This is a genomic window from Micromonospora sp. DT201, assembly GCF_049841575.1.
Lineage (GTDB): Bacteria > Actinomycetota > Actinomycetes > Mycobacteriales > Micromonosporaceae > Micromonospora.
In genome coordinates, this window is the sequence record NZ_JBNCKP010000001.1 from 248,573 (window position 1) to 267,567 (window position 18,995).

The window sequence follows — 18,995 nt, forward strand, 5'->3', positions numbered from 1 at the left end:
TTTCGCTCGCGACTGCGGGGCTCGCTACGCTCACTCCTCGCGCTCGCATGCCTCACCGCAGCTTCGGGTCGAAGGCGTCACGGATCGCGTCGCCGAGCATGATGAACGCCAGCACGGTCAACGCGAGGAAGGTGGACGGGACGATCAGCGGTGTGGCCGCCTCGCGCATGTGGATGCGGCCGGTGTCGATGTCCTGGCCCCACGAGATGGTCGGTGCCTTCAGACCGATGCCCAGGAACGAGAGCGTCGCCTCGGCTGCGATGAACGAGCCGAGCGCGATGGTCAGCACGACGATGGCCGGTGCCAGCGAGTTCGGCAGGATGTGCCGCCACATGATCCGGCCGTTGCCGGCGCCGAGCATCCGGGCCGCCGCGACGTAGTCCTGCTCCTTCGCGGTGATCACCGAGGAACGCACGACCCGGGCGGCGGTCGTCCAGCCGAGGAGGGCGAGCACGAAGACCACCGCGCCGATCCGAGCCCACTGGTTGTCGCTGGACACCCGCTTGAGCAGCACGATCGCGGCCAGCAGCAGCGGAATGCCGAGCACCACGTCGATCACCCGCGACAGCACCGCGTCGACCCAGCGGCCGAAGTAGCCGGCCAACATGCCGACCACCAGCGCGATGATCCCGGTGCCGAGCGCGGCGAGCGCGCCGACGATCAGCGACGCCCGGGTGCCGTAGACCGCCCGGGAGAACGTGTCGCAGCCCTGGAAGTCGTACCCGAAGATTGCCCCGCCGGACGGCCCGGCGTGCTGCCGGGAGAGCACGCAGTCGTTCGGGTTGTTGGCGGTGAACACGCCGGGGAGCAGCGCCATCAGAGTGAAGGTGACGACCAGTGCCAGCGAGATCCAGAAGATCGGATTGCGGCGCAGGTCGCGCCAGGCGTCTCCGGCCAGGCTGCGAGGCTTGTGCGCTGCGCCCACCTGGTTGGGTGTGCCCGGCTCGCCCGAGGGGCCCCGCCGCGCGGCCTGGTTCTCGCTTGCCGCCACCGTTTCAAAATCACTCATGCCTGCACCTCGCTGCGCTCGCTGCCGGCCTGAGCGCCCAAGCACGCTGCGCTGATGATTCGTTCGCTGCGCTCACTCATAGCGGATCCTCGGGTCGAGTACGGCGTACAGGACGTCCACCACCAGGTTCGAGACCAGGTAGACCACGACGAGCACACTGACGATGCCCACCACCAGGGGGCCGTCCTCGGTGCGGATGCCGCGGAAAAGGTTGAAGCCCACGCCGGGGATGTTGAAGACGCCCTCGGTGATGATCGCGCCGCTCATCAGGTTGCCCAGTTCCACACCGAGGAAGGTGACCACCGGGATGAGCGAGTTGCGCAACACGTGGACGACGACGATCCGGCGCTTGACCAGGCCCTTGGAGCGGGCGGTCCGGACGTAGTCCGCGCGCAGGTTCTCCGCCACCGAGGCCCGGGTGAGCCGCAGGGCGGTGGCCAGCGACAGTGAGCCGAGCACGATGCCGGGCAGCAGGAGCGCGTAGAACGTCGGGTCGGAGCCGGCGGTGGGTGGGAAGAGCTGCCACTTGACGCCGAGGAAGTACTGCGCCAGCGGCGCCAGCACGATGGTCGGGATGCCCAGCACCAGCAGGGTCAGCACCAGCGTCGAGTTGTCGAAGATGCTGGCCCGGCGGATGCCGGCAATCACGCCGGCGCTGACGCCGAAGATGATCGCCACGGCGAGCGCGATGAGCGCGAGCTGGACGGTGACCGGCCAGGCTTGCTCAAGGATGTCACCGATGTTCCGACCCGTGAGCGATTCGCCCAGGTTGCCCTTGAGCAGGTTCTTCACGTAGTCGAAGTAGCGGTAGAAGAAGCCGCCCACGCCGGTGGCGTCCAGGTGGTACTTCTCGGTCAGGTAGGCCCGTTGGGCTGGCGTCACCGGCCGCTCACCGGCGAGCGCCTGGATGGGGTCGCCCTGCCCGGCGAATGTCAGCGCGTAAACGATCAGGGTGGTCCCGAAGAACGCCAGGACCATCTGCAGTAGGCGCCGCAAGATGTAGCGGAACATGCTTAGCAGTCTCTCCGGAAATGTGCGAAAGGGTCGCAGGACGGCATCTCTGGTCGTACCCGAAATATCCGAGACGTGCCGTCCGGCCCGGGGGAGCCGTCACCACCGACGCCGGGTCGCTGCTGCGGCCCGGCCCCGGTGGTGCGGTCCGGGCCACCCGGGCGTCTTCGCCCGGGTGGCCCGCACCATGGTCAGCTCAGCTGGCTGCTTCGATCTTGACGAGGTTGACCCGCTGGAACAGGTCCATCTGCACGTTCTTGACCTTGGACGAGGTGCCGAACACGTTCTCGCCGAAGCGGAGCGGGATCACCGGCATGTCCTTGGCCAGGATGTCCTCCGCCTGCTGGTACTTGGCGATCGCCTCGTCCTGCGTCTTGGCGGCGGAACCCTCCTTGACCAGCCGGTCGAAGTCCGGGTTGCTGTAGCCGTAGTAGTTCGACGAGCCGTTCGTGGTGTACAGCGGGCCGAGGTAGTCCTCCATGGTCGGGTAGTCCATGACCCAGGCCATCCGGAACATACCCACCGGCTGCTTCTTCTCGACCTTGGTCAGCAGGTCGGCGAACTTCGGCTCGGCCGAACCGACAGCGTCGACACCCAGGTTGGCCTTGAGCTGGTTGACCGTGGCGTCGACCCAGTCCTTGTGACCGCCGTCGCCGTTGTAGGAGATGACGATCTTCGACGGACCACCGGCGGCCTGGTAGAGCTTCTTGGCCTCGGTCGGGTTGAACTCGCCGGCCTTGCCCGCGGTGTTCTCCCGGTAGCCCGGCAGGACCGGCGAGACGAAGGAGCGCGCCGGCGTCTGCGAACCCTTGAAGACCGACTTGGTGATCTCGTCACGGTCGATCGCCATCGAGATGGCCTTACGCACGTCCGGGTTGCTGTAGTCCTTGTCGAACGTCGGGAACGACAGGAACTGGAACGACGACATCGGGCTGGTCTTGTACCGGTCGCCCAGGTCGCTCGGCGCGGTGCTCAGGCTCTCGGTCGGGATCGTCGGCAGCACGTCCAGGTTGTCCGCCAGGACGTCCGCGTAGGCCGCGGTCAGCTGCTGGTAGATCCGGAACTCAATGTTCTTGACCTTGGGCTTCTCGCCCGGGTACGCGTCGTAGCGCTCGACATCGATCTTGCTGTCGTGCTGCCAGGTGCCCTTCATCTTGAAGGGGCCCTGCCCGATCGGAGCCTGCTCGTAGGAGTCCTTGAGCACGCCCGGGGCCGAGAACGCGGCGTCCGGCATCGGGTAGAAGGCGGTGTAGCCGAGCACCGTCTTGAAGTCGATGTACGGGTCGGTCAGCGTCACGGTGAAGGTCAGGTCGTCGACCTTCTTCAGCCCGGACATCTCCTTGGCCTTGGGCGCCTTGCCCTGCAGGTCGGTGTAGCCAGCGATCTTCTCGAAGAAGTAGTTGCTGTCCTGACCGTTGGGGGCGTACGCGCCGTAGTTCCAGGCGTTGATGTAGTCCTCGGACGTGACCTTCTCACCGTTGTGGAAGGTGAAGCCGTCCTTGAGCTTGATCGTCCAGACCTTGTTGTCGGACGACGTCACAGACTCGGCTGCGACCTCGTACGGCTTGTTCTGGGCGTCGTAGTCGACGAGCGGGCTGAACAGGCCGGTGAGCACCTGCGCCCCAGACGTCTCGGTGGTGTTGGTGGGAACCAGGTGCTTCGGCTCGGCGATCTGGATGCTGACCGCTGAACTGTCGCTGCCGCCGGATCCACCGTCTCCGCCGCTGCCGCAGGCCGCGAGGCCCAGCGTCACCGCGAGCGGGAGGGCGGTCCAGGCGGCGAGTCTACGAACTCGCATTGAGCCTCCTCATCTCCTCACGCTGCGCAGTCAGGCCCGACGCTGGGTTTACGCTGCGCAACAAGCGGCAACGGTAGGTCGGCGACGGGCCTTCAGCAACGAGGCGGTTGCGGATGGGTAACGGAACAGAGCTTCCCGGCTTGCTGAAGGCGAGCAGATCTGCTAGCGGAAACCGACTCAAACGTCGTTGGACTGCTAGTTTTCGGCCGGATGCAGCGCCCACTGTGCCGGGCTCGGCCCGACTGGTGCCCTCTCGGCCCGCTGTCCGGTCCCTGCCTTGCGCCCCCACCATGTCTGATTCGACAGTGACCGAATCCACAAAATGTGACTGAGAGTGACTAGCGACACGTCACAGACCGTCACGCCCATCCGGTGGTTCTCAGGTGACAGTGGGCCGCCCGAGCGAGGTCGTCCGAACCCCGGGCGGTGTCCGTGAGACGATCTGGTCGTGACGGCGACGCTTCTGGACGGCAAGGCAACTGCGGCGGAAATCAAGGACGAGCTGCGGATACGGGTGAAGGCACTCGCGGAACGCGGCATCACCCCCGGGCTGGGCACGGTCCTGGTCGGGGCGGACCCGGGCAGCCAGGCGTACGTCAACGGCAAGCACCGCGACTGCGCCGAGGTGGGCATCGCCTCGATCCGCCGGGAGCTTCCGGCCGACGCCACGCAACAGCAGGTCGAAGACGTGCTGGCCGAGCTGAACGCCGACCCGGCGTGCCACGGCTACATCGTCCAGTTGCCGCTGCCGGCCCACCTCGACACCCAGCGGGTGCTGGAGTCGATCGACCCGGACAAGGACGCCGACGGCCTGCACCCGGTCAACCTGGGCCGGCTGGTCCTCGGCTACGACGGCCCGCTGCCCTGCACCCCGCGCGGCATCGTCGAGTTGCTGCGCCGGCACGACGTGGCGCTGCGCGGCGCCACCGTCGCGGTCGTCGGTCGGGGCAACACCGTCGGTCGGCCGCTCGGCCTGCTGCTCACCCGGCGCAGCGAGAACGCCACGGTCACCCTGTGCCACACCGGCACCCTCGACCTCGCCTCGCACACCCGGGCCGCTGACATCGTCATCGTCGCGGCCGGCGTACCGGGCCTGCTCACCGGCGACATGATCAACCCGGGTGCGGTCGTGGTCGACGTCGGCATCACTCGGGTGATCGGCGCGGACGGCAAGGGCCGTTACACCGGCGATGTGGACCCCGAGGTGGCCGAGACGGCCGGCGCGTTGGTTCCCATGCCGGGCGGTGTGGGGCCGATGACCCGCGCCATGCTGCTCACGAACGTCGTGGAGCGCGCCGAGCGCGGCTGAGGTGTAAGTCCGTAACCGTCCGCCCCTGGCCTGATCGGTGCCAGGATGGCTGATACGGTCCGGAAAACCGACTGGTATCAGGGAGTGGGACGACCATGGGTAAGAAGGTCACTGTCGTCGGGGCTGGCTTCTACGGCTCCACCACCGCACAGCGCCTGGCCGAGTACGACGTCTTCGACACCGTAGTGATCACCGACATCGTGGAGGGCAAGCCCGCGGGCCTCGCGCTCGACCTCAACCAGTCCCGGGCCATTGAGGGCTTCGAGACCAAGGTGCTCGGCGTAACCACCGGCCCCAACGGTGAGGGCTACGAGAACATCGAGGGCTCCGACGTCGTCGTGATCACCGCTGGTCTGCCGCGGAAGCCCGGCATGAGCCGGATGGACCTGCTGGAGACCAACGCGAAGATCGTCCGCCAGGTCGCGGAGAACGTTGCCAAGTACGCCCCGAACGCCGTCGTCATCGTGGTCTCCAACCCGCTGGACGAGATGACCGCGCTGGCGCAGCTCGCCACCCAGTTCCCGAAGAACCGGGTGCTCGGCCAGGCCGGCATGCTGGACACCGCCCGGTTCAGCAACTTCGTCGCCGAGGCGCTGAACGTGCCGGTGGCGTCGGTACGCACGCTGACCCTCGGCTCGCACGGGGACACCATGGTCCCGGTGCCGTCGAAGAGCACCGTCAACGGCAAGCCGCTGCGCGAAGCGATGCCGGCCGAGCAGATCGAGGAGCTGGTCGTCAAGACCCGCAACGGTGGTGCCGAGGTCGTCGCGCTGCTCAAGACCGGCTCGGCGTACTACGCCCCGTCCGCTGCTGCGGCCCGGATGGCGAAGGCCGTCGCCGAGGACTCCGGCGAGGTCATGCCGGTCTGCGCCTGGGTCGACGGCGAGTACGGCATCTCCGGTGTCTACCTCGGTGTCGAGGCCGCTATCGGCGCCGAGGGCGTCAAGCGAGTGGTCGAGACCGACCTGGACGCCGACGAGCGCGCAAGCCTCCTGGAGGCCGCCGAAGCCGTTCGCGCCAAGCAGGGCGACATCTCCAGCATGTAGTTCCCCGCACCACTCGAAGGGCCCGCCGGCCAAGCCGGCGGGCCCGTCCCCGTCCCCACCCGTCCGCCCCCACCCGTCGCGTCGACCAGGGTGACCGGCCCGTCACCGGATCGGATCGCGAAGCTGCGGAACGGCAGCCACCACTGCCCGTCGGCGGTCACCGAGTCGGGGTCGCGCCGGTCGGCCTCCTGCCATTGAGCCGCTGTGGCCTGCGGAAACGCCTCCGTGCGGGGCTGGAAGAAGGCACTCTCGGCGTCGGTGAGTGCCGTGACCGTGATAGACCCGAGGGTGCGGCTCAGTGGCATCGGGCGATCCTGCCAGCGAACCCCTGTGCCGTGCAGCCCGGTTTCCGCCGGCCGGTCGAGGCCGGCTGGGAGCTGCCGGCCCAATTGCAGTACGCTCGTACTGCTTGAGCATGTCCCCCGAGAGGAGCGCCGGCCGATGGCGAAGATCAAGGTAAACAACCCGGTCGTAGAACTCGACGGCGACGAGATGACCCGGATTATCTGGAAGCAGATCCGGGAGCAGCTGATCCTGCCCTACCTCGACGTCGACCTGCACTACTACGACCTGTCGATCCAGCACCGCGACGAGACCGACGACCAGGTCACCATTGACGCCGCCAACGCCATCAAGGAGCACGGCGTCGGCGTCAAGTGCGCGACCATCACCCCGGACGAGGCCCGGGTGGAGGAGTTCGGCCTGAAGAAGATGTGGCGGTCGCCCAACGGCACCATCCGCAACATCCTCGGCGGCGTCGTCTTCCGCGAGCCGATCATCATGTCCAACGTGCCGCGGCTGGTCCCGGGCTGGACCAAGCCGATCATCATCGGCCGGCACGCCCACGGTGACCAGTACAAGGCCACCGACTTCGTCGTCCCCGGCCCGGGCACGGTGACCATCACCTACACCCCGGCCGACGGCGGCGCGCCGATGGAGATGGAGGTCGCCAACTTCCCGGGCGGCGGCATCGCCATGGGCATGTACAACTACGACGAGTCGATCCGGGACTTCGCCCGGGCCTCGTTCCGGTACGGGCTGGACCGTAACTACCCGGTCTACCTGTCCACCAAGAACACCATCCTCAAGGCGTACGACGGTCGGTTCAAGGACATCTTCGCCGAGGTGTTCGAGGCCGAGTTCAAGGCCGAGTTCGCCGCTGCCGGCATCACCTACGAGCACCGGCTGATCGACGACATGGTCGCCGCCGCGCTCAAGTGGGAGGGCGGCTACGTCTGGGCCTGCAAGAACTACGACGGTGACGTGCAGTCCGACACCGTCGCGCAGGGCTTCGGCTCGCTGGGCCTGATGACCTCGGTGCTGCTCTCCCCGGATGGCCGGACCGTCGAGGCCGAGGCCGCGCACGGCACCGTCACCCGGCACTACCGGCAGTGGCAGAAGGGTGAGAAGACGTCGACGAACCCGATCGCGTCGATCTACGCCTGGACGCGGGGCCTGGCCCACCGGGGCAAGCTGGACGGCACCCCGGCGGTCACCGAGTTTGCCAACACGCTGGAGCAGGTCATCGTCGACACCGTCGAGGGCGGCCAGATGACCAAGGACCTCTCGCTGCTCATCTCGCGCGACGCTCCGTGGCTCACCACCGACGAGTTCATGAACGCGCTCGACGAGAACCTGGCCCGTCGGATCGCCGCCTGATTCAGGCGTACCGCATGATCGGAGCCCGCCGGCACCTGCCGGCGGGCTTCGGCGTTTCCGGCGTTTCCGGCGGCGACGCGCCGGTCGGCGTCACTTCGCCCGGCGCGCCTCGTTGACCAGGATGGACGAGATGCCAGTCGCGTCCGAGGAAGGTTGACCACGGTCGACCCGCGGCACCCGTGCGCCGATCAGCCAGCCTTCCCGGCTGTGCCGTGCACAGCCAGCCGTCCCTTCCCTGCGGGGGGCCCTGTCCCGGGCCCCCCGCGCCCTGTTTTCAGCCGTCTCCTAGCGGCGAGCCGCCCGTCGTCCCCGCACCGGGCCGACCACTCAGCGAGCCGACAGGCGGTGCCGCCCGCCCTCTCAGACGGCGCGCAGCAGGTCGGCGGCGCGCTCGGGGGCGATGTCGTTGATGAAGACACCCATGGCGGACTCGGAGCCCGCCAGGTACTTCAGCTTGTCCTTGGCCCGCCGGATGCTGAACAGCTGCAGGTGCAGGTGGCCCAACTCCCGGTCGATCCGCACGGGTGCCTGGTGCCAAGCCGAGATGTACGGCATCGGCATGTCGAACAGGCCGTCGAAGCGGCGTAGCAGATCCAGGTAGAGCGGCCCGAAAGCGTCCCGCTCGCTGTCGCTGAGCGCCGGGATGTCCGGCACCACACGGTTCGGCGCGACGTGCACCTCGAACGGCCAGCGGGCAGCCGCTGGCACGAACGCCGTCCAGTGTTCGTTCTCGGCGACCACCCGGTCGCCGGTGGCGCGTTCGGCGGCCAGCACGTCCGCGTACAGGTTGCCCCCGCCGGTCCGCTCGGCGTGCCGGCGTGCCGCACCCAGCATCGCGCGGGTGCGCGGCGTCACGAAGGGGTACGCGTAGATCTGCCCGTGCGGGTGGTGCAGCGTGACGCCGATTTCGACGCCCCGGTTTTCGAAGCAGAAGACCTGCTCCACGCCGGGCAGTTCCCCGAGCACCTCGGTGCGGTCGGCGAGTGCGTCCAGCACGGTGCGGACCCGGCGCGGAGGCAGGCTTGCGAAGGAGGCGTTGTGGTCCGAGGTGAAGCAGACCACCTCGCACCGCCCGAGACCTGGGCGAACCGCTGTGAACGGGGTGATTTCCCCGGGCTCGTCGGCCACTCGGCCGCTCAGCGACGGGAAACGGTTCTCGAAGACCACGACGTCGTAGTCGGGTGCGGGGATCTCGGTCAGCCGGTCGCCCACCGACGGGTCGAGGGGGCACTCGCTCGCCGGCGGGAGGAAGATGCGGGTCTGCCGGTGCACGGCGACCGCCACCCACTCGTCGGTCAGCGGGTCGTAGCGCAGCTGTGACGCAGGGGGCGGCGGCGGCAGATCGCGCCGGTCCGGCTGGTCGCGGACCGCGTCGTCGCGCTCGTCGAAGTAGATCAGCTCCCGGCCGTCGGCCAGGTCGATCGCGGTGCGTTTCACTGCGCCGCCTCCTCACTTGTTGGCGTGCGCGACGCGCGGCCCGCCCCTGTCGCCTTTACCATGATCAATTCGCCCACCTGCTCGCCGAGTACCCGTCGTGCGGGCGGGGGCAACCGGTCGTCGCTGACCAGTACGTGTGCTGCTGCCAACTCGACGATCGAGGAGATGCCCACCGTGCCCCACTTGGTGTGGTCGGCGAGCACCACCAGCTGATCCGCTGCGGCCACGAGCGCCCGGTCGGTCTCCGCCTCCATCAGGTTCGGGGTGGTGAAGCCGGCACGTTCGGTGATGCCGTGGACGCCCAGGAAGAGCAGGTCCAGGTGCAGTGACCGGACGGCCCCGACAGCGAGTGGGCCGACCAGCGCGTCCGATGGCGTACGCACGCCGCCGGTGAGCACGACCGTCTGGTCCGGACGACCACCGGCGTGCAAAATCTCGGCCACCGGCAGCGAGTTGGTCACCACGGTCAGGCCGGGCACGTCCACCAGCCTCCGGGCCAGCTCGGCCGTGGTGGTGCCGGCGGAGAGCGCGACCGCCGCGCCAGGCCGGACCAGTTGGGCCGCCCGGTCCGCGATGGCGGCCTTCTCCGACAGTTGGCGGACCGACTTGGCGTCAAAGCCCGGCTCGTCGGTCGAGCTCGACCCGGCTGTCGTGGCGCCGCCATGCACCTTGGCCAGCAGGCCACGCTCGTGCAGCGCCTCCAGATCGCGCCGGATGGTCATGTCGGAGACACCGAACTCGCCGGCCAACTCGCTGACTCGGACACCGCCGGTCGACCGGACCCGCTCCAGGATGGCCGCCTGCCGCTGCTGAGCGAGCATTCGCCGTGCCTCCCGGGGATCCACGTACTCTCACGCGGTCGAACGTGTTCCAACAAAGATGAACACTAGCGCGTAGCCGGCAGCGGTGGAAGAAACGGGGTACGGCGACGCCGTCAGGCAGACGCGACCTTCAGCTCCACCCAACCGGTCTCGGTCAGGTGGTGCAGCACGGCCTGCACCGCGTCCGGGACGCTCAGGTCGGTGGTGTCGAGCACCAGGTCGGCGTCGGTCGGCTCCTCGTACGGGTCGTCGATGCCGGTCATCCCGGTCAGCAGGCCGGCCCGTGCTCGCGCGTACAGGCCCTTGCGGTCCCGACGCTCACACACCTCCAGCGGAGTGGCGACGTGCACCAGCACGAAACCCGCCCCGGCGGCCAGGGCCATCTCACGGGCGGTTGCGCGGGCCGCCGCGTACGGGGCGATCGGGCAGCAGATGCCCACCCCCCGGTGCCGGGCGATCTCGGCGGCCACCCACCCGATCCGCCGCACGTTGAGATCCCGGTCGGTCTTGCTGAAGCCCAGCCCGGCAGAGAGCTCCCGGCGCACCACGTCCCCGTCGAGCAGGGTCACCGTGCGGTCGCCGCTCTCCCGCAAGGCGTCCGCCAGCCCTCGGGCGATTGTCGACTTGCCGGAGCCGGAGAGGCCGGTCAGGAAGACCACCAGCCCACGGTGCCGGCGCGGTGGCCGGGCCCGTGCCAACTCCCTCGCCACAGCCGGCGGGGTGTGCCACTCCGGCAACGGGAAGCCCCGATCGAGCAGGTCGTCGATCTCCTGCTGAGTCAGCGCGAGCCGACGGTTGCGCGGTGGGATGTCCTCCCGCCAGCGCCACTGCCCGTCCCGGTTGTCGTACGCGAGTTCGCGCGGCACCAGCACCCGCAGCCCGGCACCGGAGAGCATCTCCCCGGTGGAGAGCAGGTGGGTGACGCCGTACGCGGCGGAGACCCGGGCGCGCAGCAGCGCGTCGCTGATCTCCTCCCGCCGGTGCGACAGCGGCACCGCGACCACGGTGGCGGGCGGCATCCGGTCCCGGGCGGCGAAGATGGTGCGCACCAGTGACTCCGGTGGAAGCCCAGCGACGCCACCCTCACCGACCGGGATCATCACGAGCAGGTGCGCGGCCAAGGTGCGGGCAGCGTGGGCGATCTGCGCGAGCTGCGGACGATGCAGCGGCCGGTCGGCGATCACCCCGAGCACCCGACCCGGGGGCAGCAGCGCGCGGACCTCCTCCGGGCTGCGGCGCAGTCGCTGGAACGGGCCGTGACCGCCATCGCCGAGCCGCCGGATCTGGCCGCCCACCCCTGCCACGCCCTCGCGCACCTGCCAGACGTCCGCCACGTCCAGGGCAGCCGCTGGCGCGCCCTCGCCGTCGGTCAGCACCAGCGCCCGGCGGGCCGGGTCGCGCGGATCGAAGCCCTGGGCCAGCGCGGCCGGCACCTGGAGGGTCACCGCGACCTGCCACGGAGTGCCGTCGGCCAGCCGGCCTCGTCGGCTGACCGACACCAGGTCGGCGCGGGTCATGAAACCGCTCAGAGGGGCGTACGCGCCGGTCAGCAGCAGCTCCAGATCCGCGAGCTCACCAGGACGCGGCGTGTACGCCGGTGCGTCCCGGAGCACCTCGTCGGGCAGCACCCAGCCGTTGCTCATCCACACCCCCCACTCGCTGACCGGCACACAGTTTCGCAGCCGACCGCCGATCGGTCGAGGGCGCCACTCCACGACCAGGGCGGGCGGATCAGCGCCGGATCCGCCGGCCCAATGACCGCGTCCGGCTCCACACCGAACCAGTCGTCGTCGGCGAAGAAGACGTACTCGCCGCGGGAGTGCTCGACGCCCAGGTGGCGCGGGCGCGACGGCCAGCCGGCTGGGAGGTGAATGGTGTCACCCTGGACTGGCCTTTCCCGAGGCGGGGTCGCGCCGGACGCGCAACCGGCGACAACGTTCCAACCACCTTCGTGGGAACCTTAGGGGTCCGCTGCGGCAAGGATCAGGGAAGCGCCGGGGGCGCGCCGGTGTCCGCGGTGGGCGTCAACTCCCTACGCTGGGCGGCGTGACACTGATCGCGACCCAGTCGCTCACCAAGACGTACGGAGGTCGGGTCACTGCGTTGACCGACCTCACCGTCGCCGTCGAGCCCGGGATCATCGGCCTGGTGGGCGCGAACGGCGCCGGAAAATCCACGCTGATCAAGATCCTGCTCGGCCTGATCGCCCCGACCAGCGGTCAGGTCTCGGTGCTCGGCATCGACCCGACCGTCGACCCGGCGGCGGTCCGTGCTCGCGTCGGCTACATGCCCGAGCATGACTGCCTCCCGCCGGACCTGTCCGCCGCCGAGCTGGTCACCCACCTCGGACGGATGAGTGGCCTGCCACGCACCGCCGCCCGCGAGCGGGCGTCGGAGGCGCTGCGGCACGTCGGGCTCTACGAGGAGCGCTATCGCCCGGTCGGTGGCTACTCGACTGGCATGAAGCAACGGGTCAAGCTGGCCCAGGCGCTGGTGCACGACCCCGACCTGCTGTTGCTCGACGAGCCGACCAACGGCCTGGACCCGTCCGGCCGCGACGCCATGCTGGCCCTGGTGCACCGGATCGGCACCGAGTTCGGCATCTCCGTGCTGGTCTGCTCACACCTGCTCGGCGAGGTGGAGCGGATCTGCGACACGCTGATCGCCATCGACGGCGGCAAGCTGCTGCGTGCCGACCACATCTCCGCGATGACCTCGGCGACCGACGTGCTCGCCGTGGAGGTCAGCGAGGGCACCGAGGAGCTTGCCGCCCGGCTCACGGCGCTCAAGCTGCCGGTGGCGCGCGACGGGCGTCTGCTCCTCGTGCCGCTCGCCGACGACGGCACCTACGACCTGATCCTCGGCGCGGTCGCCGAACTGGACCTGCCACTACACCGACTGGACCAGCGCCGGCACCGGGTGGCCGAACTCTTCGCCACGAGGGAGATCACCCATGCCTGAGCCGTCTACCGCCGCCGTGCGCACCGCGCCGAGCGGCGTCATCCACGACATCGGCTACCAGCGCTACGAGGGCCCGAGGCTGGGCCGCCGGCACGTTTTCGGCGCGCTCTACCTGCACGGGCTGCGCACCACGTTCGGGTTCGGCCGCAGCGCCAAGGCCAAGATCTTCCCGTGGCTGGTGGTCGGCATCGTCACCCTGGTCGCGGTGGCCCTCGCGGCCGTACGCAGCCAGATCGGCGAGGTGGTCGCCACGTACGCCCAGTTCGCCGACGCGATGAGCTGGCTGGTCATCTTCTTCGTCGCGGTGGCCGCGCCCGAGCTGGTCTCCCGCGACCTGCGCAGCGGGGTGCTGCCGCTGTACTTCTCCCGACCGCTGCCGCGCACCGACTACGCGTTGGCCAAGCTGCTGGCGCTCGTCACCGCGCTCTGGCTGCTGCTCGGTGGGCCGCAGCTGGTGATGTTCCTGGGTGCCGCTTTCACCACCAAGGCCGGCATGCGCGGGGTCTGGAACGAGCTGCTGGACCTGCTGCCCGGGCTGCTCTACGCCGGCCTCTGGGCGGTGGTCTTCGCCTCGATCGGGCTGCTGGTCGCGTCGCTGACCGGCAAGCGGGCCTTCGCCGCCGGCGGTGTGGTCGCGGTCTTCCTCATGACCACCCCGATCGTCGGGGTGCTGAGCATCCTGCCGTCGCGCGCCGCCAACGAGCTGGCGGGGCTCGCCTCGCCCTCCACCCTGGTGCAGGGGGTGGGCATCTGGTCGCTGGGTGACCTGCTGGTCGAGGGCGATTCGGGCGAGATGACGATCGGCGGGTTCGGCCCGGTCTATGCCCTGGCCGCGGTGCTGTTGGTCGCCGGTGCGACCGCCCTCCTGCTGGCCCGCTACCGGAAGGTCGCCTCCTGATGAGCACGCTGAGTCTGACCGGGGTGTCCCGGTGGTACGGCAACGTGGTCGCTGTGAACGACATCAGCATGGCCCTCGGGCCGGGCGTGACCGGCCTGCTCGGCCCGAACGGCGCCGGCAAGACCACGCTGCTGCACATGATGGCCGGGTTCCTCGCGCCGTCGCGTGGCACGGTCACCCTCGACGACGAGCCGACCTGGCGCAACCCGGACGTCTACCGGCGGTTGGGGCTGGTCAGCGAACGGGAAGCGGTGCAGGGCTTCCTCACCGCGTACGAGTTCGTGCTGGCCAGCGCGAAGCTGCACCGGCTGGCCGATCCGGCGGAGGCCGCCCGACGGGCGATCGACCTGGTGGAGCTGGAATCGGCGCAGGACCGCCGGATCGGCACGTACTCCAAGGGCATGCGGCAGCGGGCCCGGGTGGCAGCCGCGTTGGTGCACGACCCGCAGGTGCTGCTGCTCGACGAACCGTTCAACGGGATGGACCCGCGCCAGCGGCTGCACATGATGCAGTTGCTGCACACGTTGGGTGACGCCGGCCGGACGATCCTGTTCAGCTCGCACATCCTGGAGGAGGTCGAGCAGGTCTCCGGGACGGTGCAGGTGATGGTGGCCGGCCGGTTGGCGGCCTCCGGTGACTTCCGGACCATCCGCCGGCTGATGACCAATCGCCCGCACGTCTTCGCGGTGCGCTCCACCGACGACCGGGCGCTGGCCGTCGCGCTGATCGCCGAGCCGTCGGTGAGTGGGGTCGAGTTGGACCCCACGGGCCTGACCGTGCGGGCCGGTGACTACGGCGCCTTCACCCGGGCGCTACCCCGGATCGCGCTCAAGCAAGGCATCCGGGTGCGCCAACTGGTGCCGTCCGACGAGTCTTTGGAGAGCGTCTTCTCCTACCTGGTGGAGGCCTAACAACATGTCGACAATTACCTGGATCACCGCGCGCGGGCTGTTCGGTCGGCGTCGGTTCCTGCTGCTGCTCCCGCTGCCGTTGGTGCTGCTTGGGCTGGCCGTGCTCTGCCGGTCGCTGGGGGTGGACCCGGGCGAGTGGGGGCCGCCGGTGCTGGTCGGCCTCGGGCTGGCCGTGGTGCTGCCGGTGGTTGCGCTGATCATCGGCACGGGTGTGCTGGGCGCGGAGATCGACGACGGCACTGTCGTGCACATCCTGACCAAGCCGATGCCGCGCTGGCAGATCGTGCTGCCGAAGCTCGCGGTGGCCGCCGGGGTCACCGCGGTCACCGTCGCGGTGCCGCTCTACGTCGCGGGCGTGCTTGCCGATTCGGTACGCCTCGGTCTGGCGCTGGCGGTCTCGGCGGCGCTCGGGGCGCTGGCGTACTCGGCGTTGTTCCTCGCGCTCAGCCTGGTCACCAGGCGGCCGGTGCTGCTCGGCCTGGTGTACGTGCTGATCTGGGAGGGGCTGCTGGGCAACTTCGTCAGCGGCACCAAGGTGCTCTCCATCCAGCAGTACGTGATCGCCCTCGCCGACCGGCTCGCCCCCACCGAGCTGCTGGAGACCACCGTGTCGGTGCCGGTGGCGTCGGTGATGACCGCGCTGGTCAGCGTCGGTTTCACCGTGCTGGCCATCGACCGCCTGCGCTCGTTCAGCGTGGCTGGCGAGACGAGCTGAGACCAGTGCGAAGCGGTGTTCCGGCCAGCCACCGTCCGGCGGTAGGGCTGGCCGGATGGACCGGTGGGCCCACACCGGGCCACGCTGTGGGGCGTGAGCGTCGAAGCGGAGCGAACGTCGTTGGCTGAGCCGTACTCCCGGAGTAGCCGGCCGTGGCTGACCAGCCTGGCGGTTGCCGGGCTGGCCTGCGCCACGGTCGCCACGGCTGCGCAGGGCAGCGGCCAGTTCCACTGGTGGGCCGTTTTCATCCTGATTCCGGCCGCGTTGATCGCGGCCAGCGGCGGGCCGTTGCTGGCCCGGCGTGGTGGCCGAGCCTTCGCCGGTTACCTGCTCGCCTGCGTGGGCACCCTGGTGTTCGCGGTGGGCGCGTTGCTGATGTTCGGCGTGATGGGGCGGGGCTGGCCACTGCTGGTGGTGCTGCCGTGCCTGGCGGTCGCCGGCACCTACGGCTGGCGGGCGGCCCACCCGCTGGCCCGCGGCCTGCACCGGGCAGTGGCTCTGCTCGCGCTGACCGGCGCGTTGATCGGCCTGACCCTACAACTGATCCGGGTGGATCTGATCGACCTGGAGACCGGTTGGTGGGGTGCGTTCCTGATGCTGGCCGGGGCCATCGTGCTGGGCAACGCGGGCGAGCTGACCCGGCACCGGATGCCGTACCGCCTCCAGGCGATCACTCTGCTGGTGGGGCCCGCCGTGATCGCGCTCCTGCTCGGGCTGCGCTTCCTGCGCGGCTGGTGATGGCTGGTCCGCCGCCGCCCCGGCGGGGTGGGCGGCGGCGGACGCCGGTCAGAAGGCGCAGGCGATGACGAGTTCCGGGGTGCGGTCGGGGAGCAGGTCGAGTTTGCCGATCCGGCCGGCCGCCCGTAGGTCGTCGGCGACCAGGGTGAGCTGTTCCAGGAGCGCCGCGGGGCCGAGCGCCTCGGCCAGTGGCACCTCCGCCTTCATCGACAGCTTCCGCTCCGACTTGGCGCGCCGGACCTGGCTCAACGCGTCGCCGGCAAGCCGCAGCAGCGCCGGCTCACCCGACCCCTCGATCGTCCGGGCCACCTCGTGGGTGGTGGGCCACGGCGCGCGGTGCACCGAGCCGTACCGCCACCACGACCAGACCTCCTCGGTCACGTAGGGCAGCACCGGGGCGAACAGCCGTAGCTGCACCGACAGCGCCGAGGCCAGCGCAGCCCGCGCCGAGTCGGCGGCCGCGCCGGTGCCATAGGCGCGCTCCTTGACCAGCTCGATGTAGTCGTCGCAGAACCGCCAGAAGAACGCCTCGGTCGCCTGCAACGCCGCCGTGTGGTCGTACGCGTCGAAGGCGGTGGTCGCGGCGCTGACCACGGTGGCAAGCTCGGCGAGCATGGCCCGGTCGAGTGGAGCGGTCGTCGGGGTGCGCAGCGCGTCCGCCGCGCCCAGCCCGAGCGCGAACTTGGACGCGTTGAGCAGTTTGGTGCCCAGCCGCCGGCCGACCTTGATCTGCGCCGGGTCGAAGGCCAGGTCCATGCCGGGCTTGCCGCTGGCCGCCCAGTAGCGAACCGCGTCCGAGCCGTGCTGCTCCAACAGCGCCAGCGGAGTGACCACGTTCCCCTTGGACTTGGCCATCTTCTTGTGGTCCGGGTCGAGGATCCAGCCCGAGAGCACGGTGTCCCGCCAGGGCAGCACCCCGTGCTCGAAGTGCGAACGGACCACGCTGTCGAAGAGCCAGGTCCGAATGATCTCCTGCCCCTGCGGACGGAGGTCCATCGGGAAGATCTGGGCGAACAGGTCCGGGTCGGTTTCCCAGCCGCCGACGATCTGCGGTGTCAACGACGAGGTGGCCCAGGTGTCCAGCACGTCCGGGTCACCGATGAAGCCACCGGGTAGGCCGCGCTGCGACTCGTCGTAGCCGGGTGCCGGGTCGCTGGATGGGTCGACCGGCAGCGCGGACTCGTCCGGCGTGAGAGGGTGGGACCAGTCCGGCTCGCCAGTGTTGTCGAGCCGGTACCACACCGGCACGGGCACCCCGAAGAAGCGTTGGCGACTGACCAGCCAGTCTCCGGTCAGGCCGCCCACCCAGTGGTCGTAGCGGTGTTTCATGTGCGCCGGCACCCAGTGCAGCTCTTCGCCCCGGGCCAGCAGCGTCGCCCGCAGGGCGTCGTCCCGGCCGCCGTTGCGCAGATACCACTGTCGGGTCGAGACGATCTCCAGTGGCCGGTCTCCGCGTTCGTAGAACTTGACCGGGTGGGTGATCGGGCGCGGCTCGCCGATCAGGTCACCCGCGTCGGCCAGCATTCCGACGATCTCCCGGCGGGCACCGTTGACGGTCAGCCCGGCCAGTGCCTCGTACGGCTGTGCAGGCACCCCGGCCGGCGGCTCGGGGAGCAGCCGACCGTCCCGGCCGATCACCACCCGAGTGGGCAGCCGCAGCTCACGCCACCAGGTCACGTCGGTCAGGTCACCGAATGTGCAGACCATCGCGACGCCGGTGCCCTTGGCCGGGTCGGCGAGCGGGTGGGCGTGCAGCGGCACTTCGACGTCGAACAGCGGGCTGCGCACGGTGCCGCCCACCAGGTCGGCGTACCGCTCGTCGTCGGGGTGACAGACCAACGCCACACAGGCCGGCAACAGCTCGGGCCGGGTGGTGTCGATGAGCACCTCGCGCCCGTCGGACGCGACGAACCGCAGCCGGTGGTAGGCGCCCGGACGCTCCCGGTCCTCCAACTCCGCCTGGGCGACCGCGGTGGCGAAGCCCACGTCCCAGAGCGTCGGCGCCTCCGACTGGTACGCCTCGCCGCGCAGCAGGTTGCGCACGAACGCCCGCTGACTGGTGGCCCGGGCGATCCGACCGATCGTCGTGTATGTCAAGGACCAGTCCACCGAGAGCCCGAGCCGCCGCCACAGCGCCTCGAAGGCCTGCTCGTCGGTGACCGTCAGCTGTTCGCACAGCTCGATGAAGTTGCGCCGAGGGATCGGGGTGGGGTCGCGGCGGGCAGCGTCGTCGACCGGGGCCGCCGGTGGCTGCCACTGGGGGTCGTACGGCAGCGCCGGATCGCAGCGCACCCCGTAGACGTTCTGCACGCGACGCTCGGTGGGCAGGCCGTTGTCGTCCCAGCCCATCGGGTAGAAGACGGCCTTGCCGCGCATCCGCTGGTACCGCGCGACGGTGTCGGTGTGCGTGTACGAGTAGACGTGCCCCATGTGCAACTCGCCCGATACGGTCGGCGGCGGGGTGTCGATCGAGAACACGTTGCTCCTGCGACCATTCCCGCTCGGCGCGTCTGACGCCGCGCCGCGACCGGGAACAGTCGTCCTCGCGCGGTCGAACGCGTACGTGCCCTCCTCCTGCCAGCGGTGTGCCCAGCGCTCCTCGAGCCCGTCCAAACTCGGACGCTCGGGAACGCCGGCGCGGGCCGTCCTCGCCGTTTCGGTCATTCTGCGATCGTAGGCACC

General features: G+C 69.9%; 15 protein-coding genes. 8 read left to right on the plus strand and 7 right to left on the minus strand.

The genetic code is table 11. The features are described 5' to 3' along the window. Positions 1 to 52: 52 nt before the first annotated feature. The 3 genes from ACLQ28_RS01240 to ACLQ28_RS01250 all read right to left on the minus strand — a co-directional run bounded on the left by ACLQ28_RS01240 (position 53) and on the right by ACLQ28_RS01250 (position 3,818). Positions 53 to 1,009, minus strand: a complete 957-nt coding sequence (locus tag ACLQ28_RS01240) for an ABC transporter permease (protein ID WP_425684329.1) — start codon at positions 1,007 to 1,009, stop codon at positions 53 to 55. A 72-nt stretch (positions 1,010 to 1,081) separates the two neighbouring features. Continuing rightward, positions 1,082 to 2,020 (minus strand): ABC transporter permease, encoded by a 939-nt coding sequence (locus ACLQ28_RS01245; protein ID WP_425684330.1) that lies wholly within the window; start codon positions 2,018 to 2,020, stop codon positions 1,082 to 1,084. A gap of 196 nt (positions 2,021 to 2,216) precedes the next feature. Beyond that, positions 2,217 to 3,818: a peptide ABC transporter substrate-binding protein gene (locus ACLQ28_RS01250; RefSeq protein WP_425684331.1), complete on the minus strand. Its 1,602-nt coding sequence runs from the start codon at positions 3,816 to 3,818 to the stop codon at positions 2,217 to 2,219. A gap of 448 nt (positions 3,819 to 4,266) precedes the next feature. Between ACLQ28_RS01250 and ACLQ28_RS01255 the strand changes: the two genes are divergently transcribed. From ACLQ28_RS01255 to ACLQ28_RS01265, 3 genes are all read left to right on the plus strand, one after another. Continuing rightward, positions 4,267 to 5,127: a bifunctional methylenetetrahydrofolate dehydrogenase/methenyltetrahydrofolate cyclohydrolase gene (locus ACLQ28_RS01255; RefSeq protein WP_425684332.1), complete on the plus strand. Its 861-nt coding sequence runs from the start codon at positions 4,267 to 4,269 to the stop codon at positions 5,125 to 5,127. 95 nt (positions 5,128 to 5,222) lie between these two features. Next, positions 5,223 to 6,173 carry a malate dehydrogenase gene (locus ACLQ28_RS01260; RefSeq protein WP_425684333.1) on the plus strand — a complete coding sequence of 317 codons (951 nt, stop codon included), beginning with the start codon at positions 5,223 to 5,225 and terminating at the stop codon, positions 6,171 to 6,173. 441 nt (positions 6,174 to 6,614) lie between these two features. Next, positions 6,615 to 7,832, plus strand: a complete 1,218-nt coding sequence (locus ACLQ28_RS01265) for an NADP-dependent isocitrate dehydrogenase (protein ID WP_110563593.1) — start codon at positions 6,615 to 6,617, stop codon at positions 7,830 to 7,832. Positions 7,833 to 8,192: 360 nt separating this feature from the next. On the opposite strand, the gene galT is transcribed toward ACLQ28_RS01265, so the two are convergent. The 3 genes from galT to cysC all read right to left on the minus strand — a co-directional run bounded on the left by galT (position 8,193) and on the right by cysC (position 11,733). Further along, complete coding sequence (gene galT / locus ACLQ28_RS01270) at positions 8,193 to 9,269, minus strand: galactose-1-phosphate uridylyltransferase (protein ID WP_425684334.1); 1,077 nt, start codon at positions 9,267 to 9,269, stop codon at positions 8,193 to 8,195. Then, positions 9,266 to 10,090, minus strand: coding sequence for a DeoR/GlpR family DNA-binding transcription regulator (locus ACLQ28_RS01275; RefSeq protein ID WP_425684335.1), 825 nt, complete (start codon positions 10,088 to 10,090; stop codon positions 9,266 to 9,268). Before ACLQ28_RS01275 ends, galT begins: the two co-directional genes overlap by 4 nt. Positions 10,091 to 10,203: 113 nt before the next feature. Beyond that, the gene (gene cysC, locus ACLQ28_RS01280; protein ID WP_425684336.1) at positions 10,204 to 11,733 is read right to left on the minus strand and encodes an adenylyl-sulfate kinase; all 1,530 of its coding nucleotides are present in this window, start codon (positions 11,731 to 11,733) and stop codon (positions 10,204 to 10,206) included. Between the two features lie 403 nt (positions 11,734 to 12,136). On the opposite strand from cysC, the gene ACLQ28_RS01285 reads away from it, so the two are divergent. The 5 genes from ACLQ28_RS01285 to ACLQ28_RS01305 all read left to right on the plus strand — a co-directional run bounded on the left by ACLQ28_RS01285 (position 12,137) and on the right by ACLQ28_RS01305 (position 16,313). Then, entirely contained in the window at positions 12,137 to 13,051 is a 915-nt protein-coding gene (locus ACLQ28_RS01285) for an ABC transporter ATP-binding protein (RefSeq protein ID WP_425684337.1), read from the plus strand. Next, positions 13,044 to 13,949 (plus strand): ABC transporter permease, encoded by a 906-nt coding sequence (locus ACLQ28_RS01290; protein WP_425684338.1) that lies wholly within the window; start codon positions 13,044 to 13,046, stop codon positions 13,947 to 13,949. Before ACLQ28_RS01285 ends, ACLQ28_RS01290 begins: the two co-directional genes overlap by 8 nt. Then, the gene (locus ACLQ28_RS01295) at positions 13,949 to 14,860 is read left to right on the plus strand and encodes an ABC transporter ATP-binding protein (protein WP_425684339.1); all 912 of its coding nucleotides are present in this window, start codon (positions 13,949 to 13,951) and stop codon (positions 14,858 to 14,860) included. The genes ACLQ28_RS01290 and ACLQ28_RS01295 overlap by 1 nt, the downstream gene beginning before the upstream one ends. Positions 14,861 to 14,864: 4 nt before the next feature. Then, positions 14,865 to 15,575 carry an ABC transporter permease subunit gene (locus ACLQ28_RS01300; protein WP_425684340.1) on the plus strand — a complete coding sequence of 237 codons (711 nt, stop codon included), beginning with the start codon at positions 14,865 to 14,867 and terminating at the stop codon, positions 15,573 to 15,575. A gap of 93 nt (positions 15,576 to 15,668) precedes the next feature. Next, complete coding sequence (locus ACLQ28_RS01305; RefSeq protein ID WP_425684341.1) at positions 15,669 to 16,313, plus strand: hypothetical protein; 645 nt, start codon at positions 15,669 to 15,671, stop codon at positions 16,311 to 16,313. A gap of 48 nt (positions 16,314 to 16,361) precedes the next feature. Here ACLQ28_RS01305 and valS read toward each other — a convergent pair whose 3' ends face one another. Then, a complete protein-coding gene (gene valS / locus ACLQ28_RS01310; RefSeq protein ID WP_425684342.1) occupies positions 16,362 to 18,977 on the minus strand; it encodes a valine--tRNA ligase in 2,616 nt (871 codons plus the stop codon). Between the last annotated feature and the right edge of the window lie 18 nt (positions 18,978 to 18,995).

What these genes read in the sequence shown, in the direction of transcription:
- ACLQ28_RS01240 (WP_425684329.1), bottom strand. Translation starts at nt 1,009, where the DNA reads ATGAGTGATTTTGAAACGGTGGCGGCAAGCGAGAACCAGGCCGCGCGG.
- ACLQ28_RS01245 (WP_425684330.1), bottom strand. Translation starts at nt 2,020, where the DNA reads ATGTTCCGCTACATCTTGCGGCGCCTACTGCAGATGGTCCTGGCGTTC.
- ACLQ28_RS01250 (WP_425684331.1), bottom strand. Translation starts at nt 3,818, where the DNA reads ATGCGAGTTCGTAGACTCGCCGCCTGGACCGCCCTCCCGCTCGCGGTG.
- ACLQ28_RS01260 (WP_425684333.1), top strand. Translation starts at nt 5,223, where the DNA reads ATGGGTAAGAAGGTCACTGTCGTCGGGGCTGGCTTCTACGGCTCCACC.
- ACLQ28_RS01265 (WP_110563593.1), top strand. Translation starts at nt 6,615, where the DNA reads ATGGCGAAGATCAAGGTAAACAACCCGGTCGTAGAACTCGACGGCGAC.
- ACLQ28_RS01275 (WP_425684335.1), bottom strand. Translation starts at nt 10,090, where the DNA reads ATGCTCGCTCAGCAGCGGCAGGCGGCCATCCTGGAGCGGGTCCGGTCG.
- cysC (WP_425684336.1), bottom strand. Translation starts at nt 11,733, where the DNA reads ATGAGCAACGGCTGGGTGCTGCCCGACGAGGTGCTCCGGGACGCACCG.
- ACLQ28_RS01290 (WP_425684338.1), top strand. Translation starts at nt 13,044, where the DNA reads ATGCCTGAGCCGTCTACCGCCGCCGTGCGCACCGCGCCGAGCGGCGTC.
- ACLQ28_RS01295 (WP_425684339.1), top strand. Translation starts at nt 13,949, where the DNA reads ATGAGCACGCTGAGTCTGACCGGGGTGTCCCGGTGGTACGGCAACGTG.
- ACLQ28_RS01300 (WP_425684340.1), top strand. Translation starts at nt 14,865, where the DNA reads ATGTCGACAATTACCTGGATCACCGCGCGCGGGCTGTTCGGTCGGCGT.
- valS (WP_425684342.1), bottom strand. Translation starts at nt 18,977, where the DNA reads ATGACCGAAACGGCGAGGACGGCCCGCGCCGGCGTTCCCGAGCGTCCG.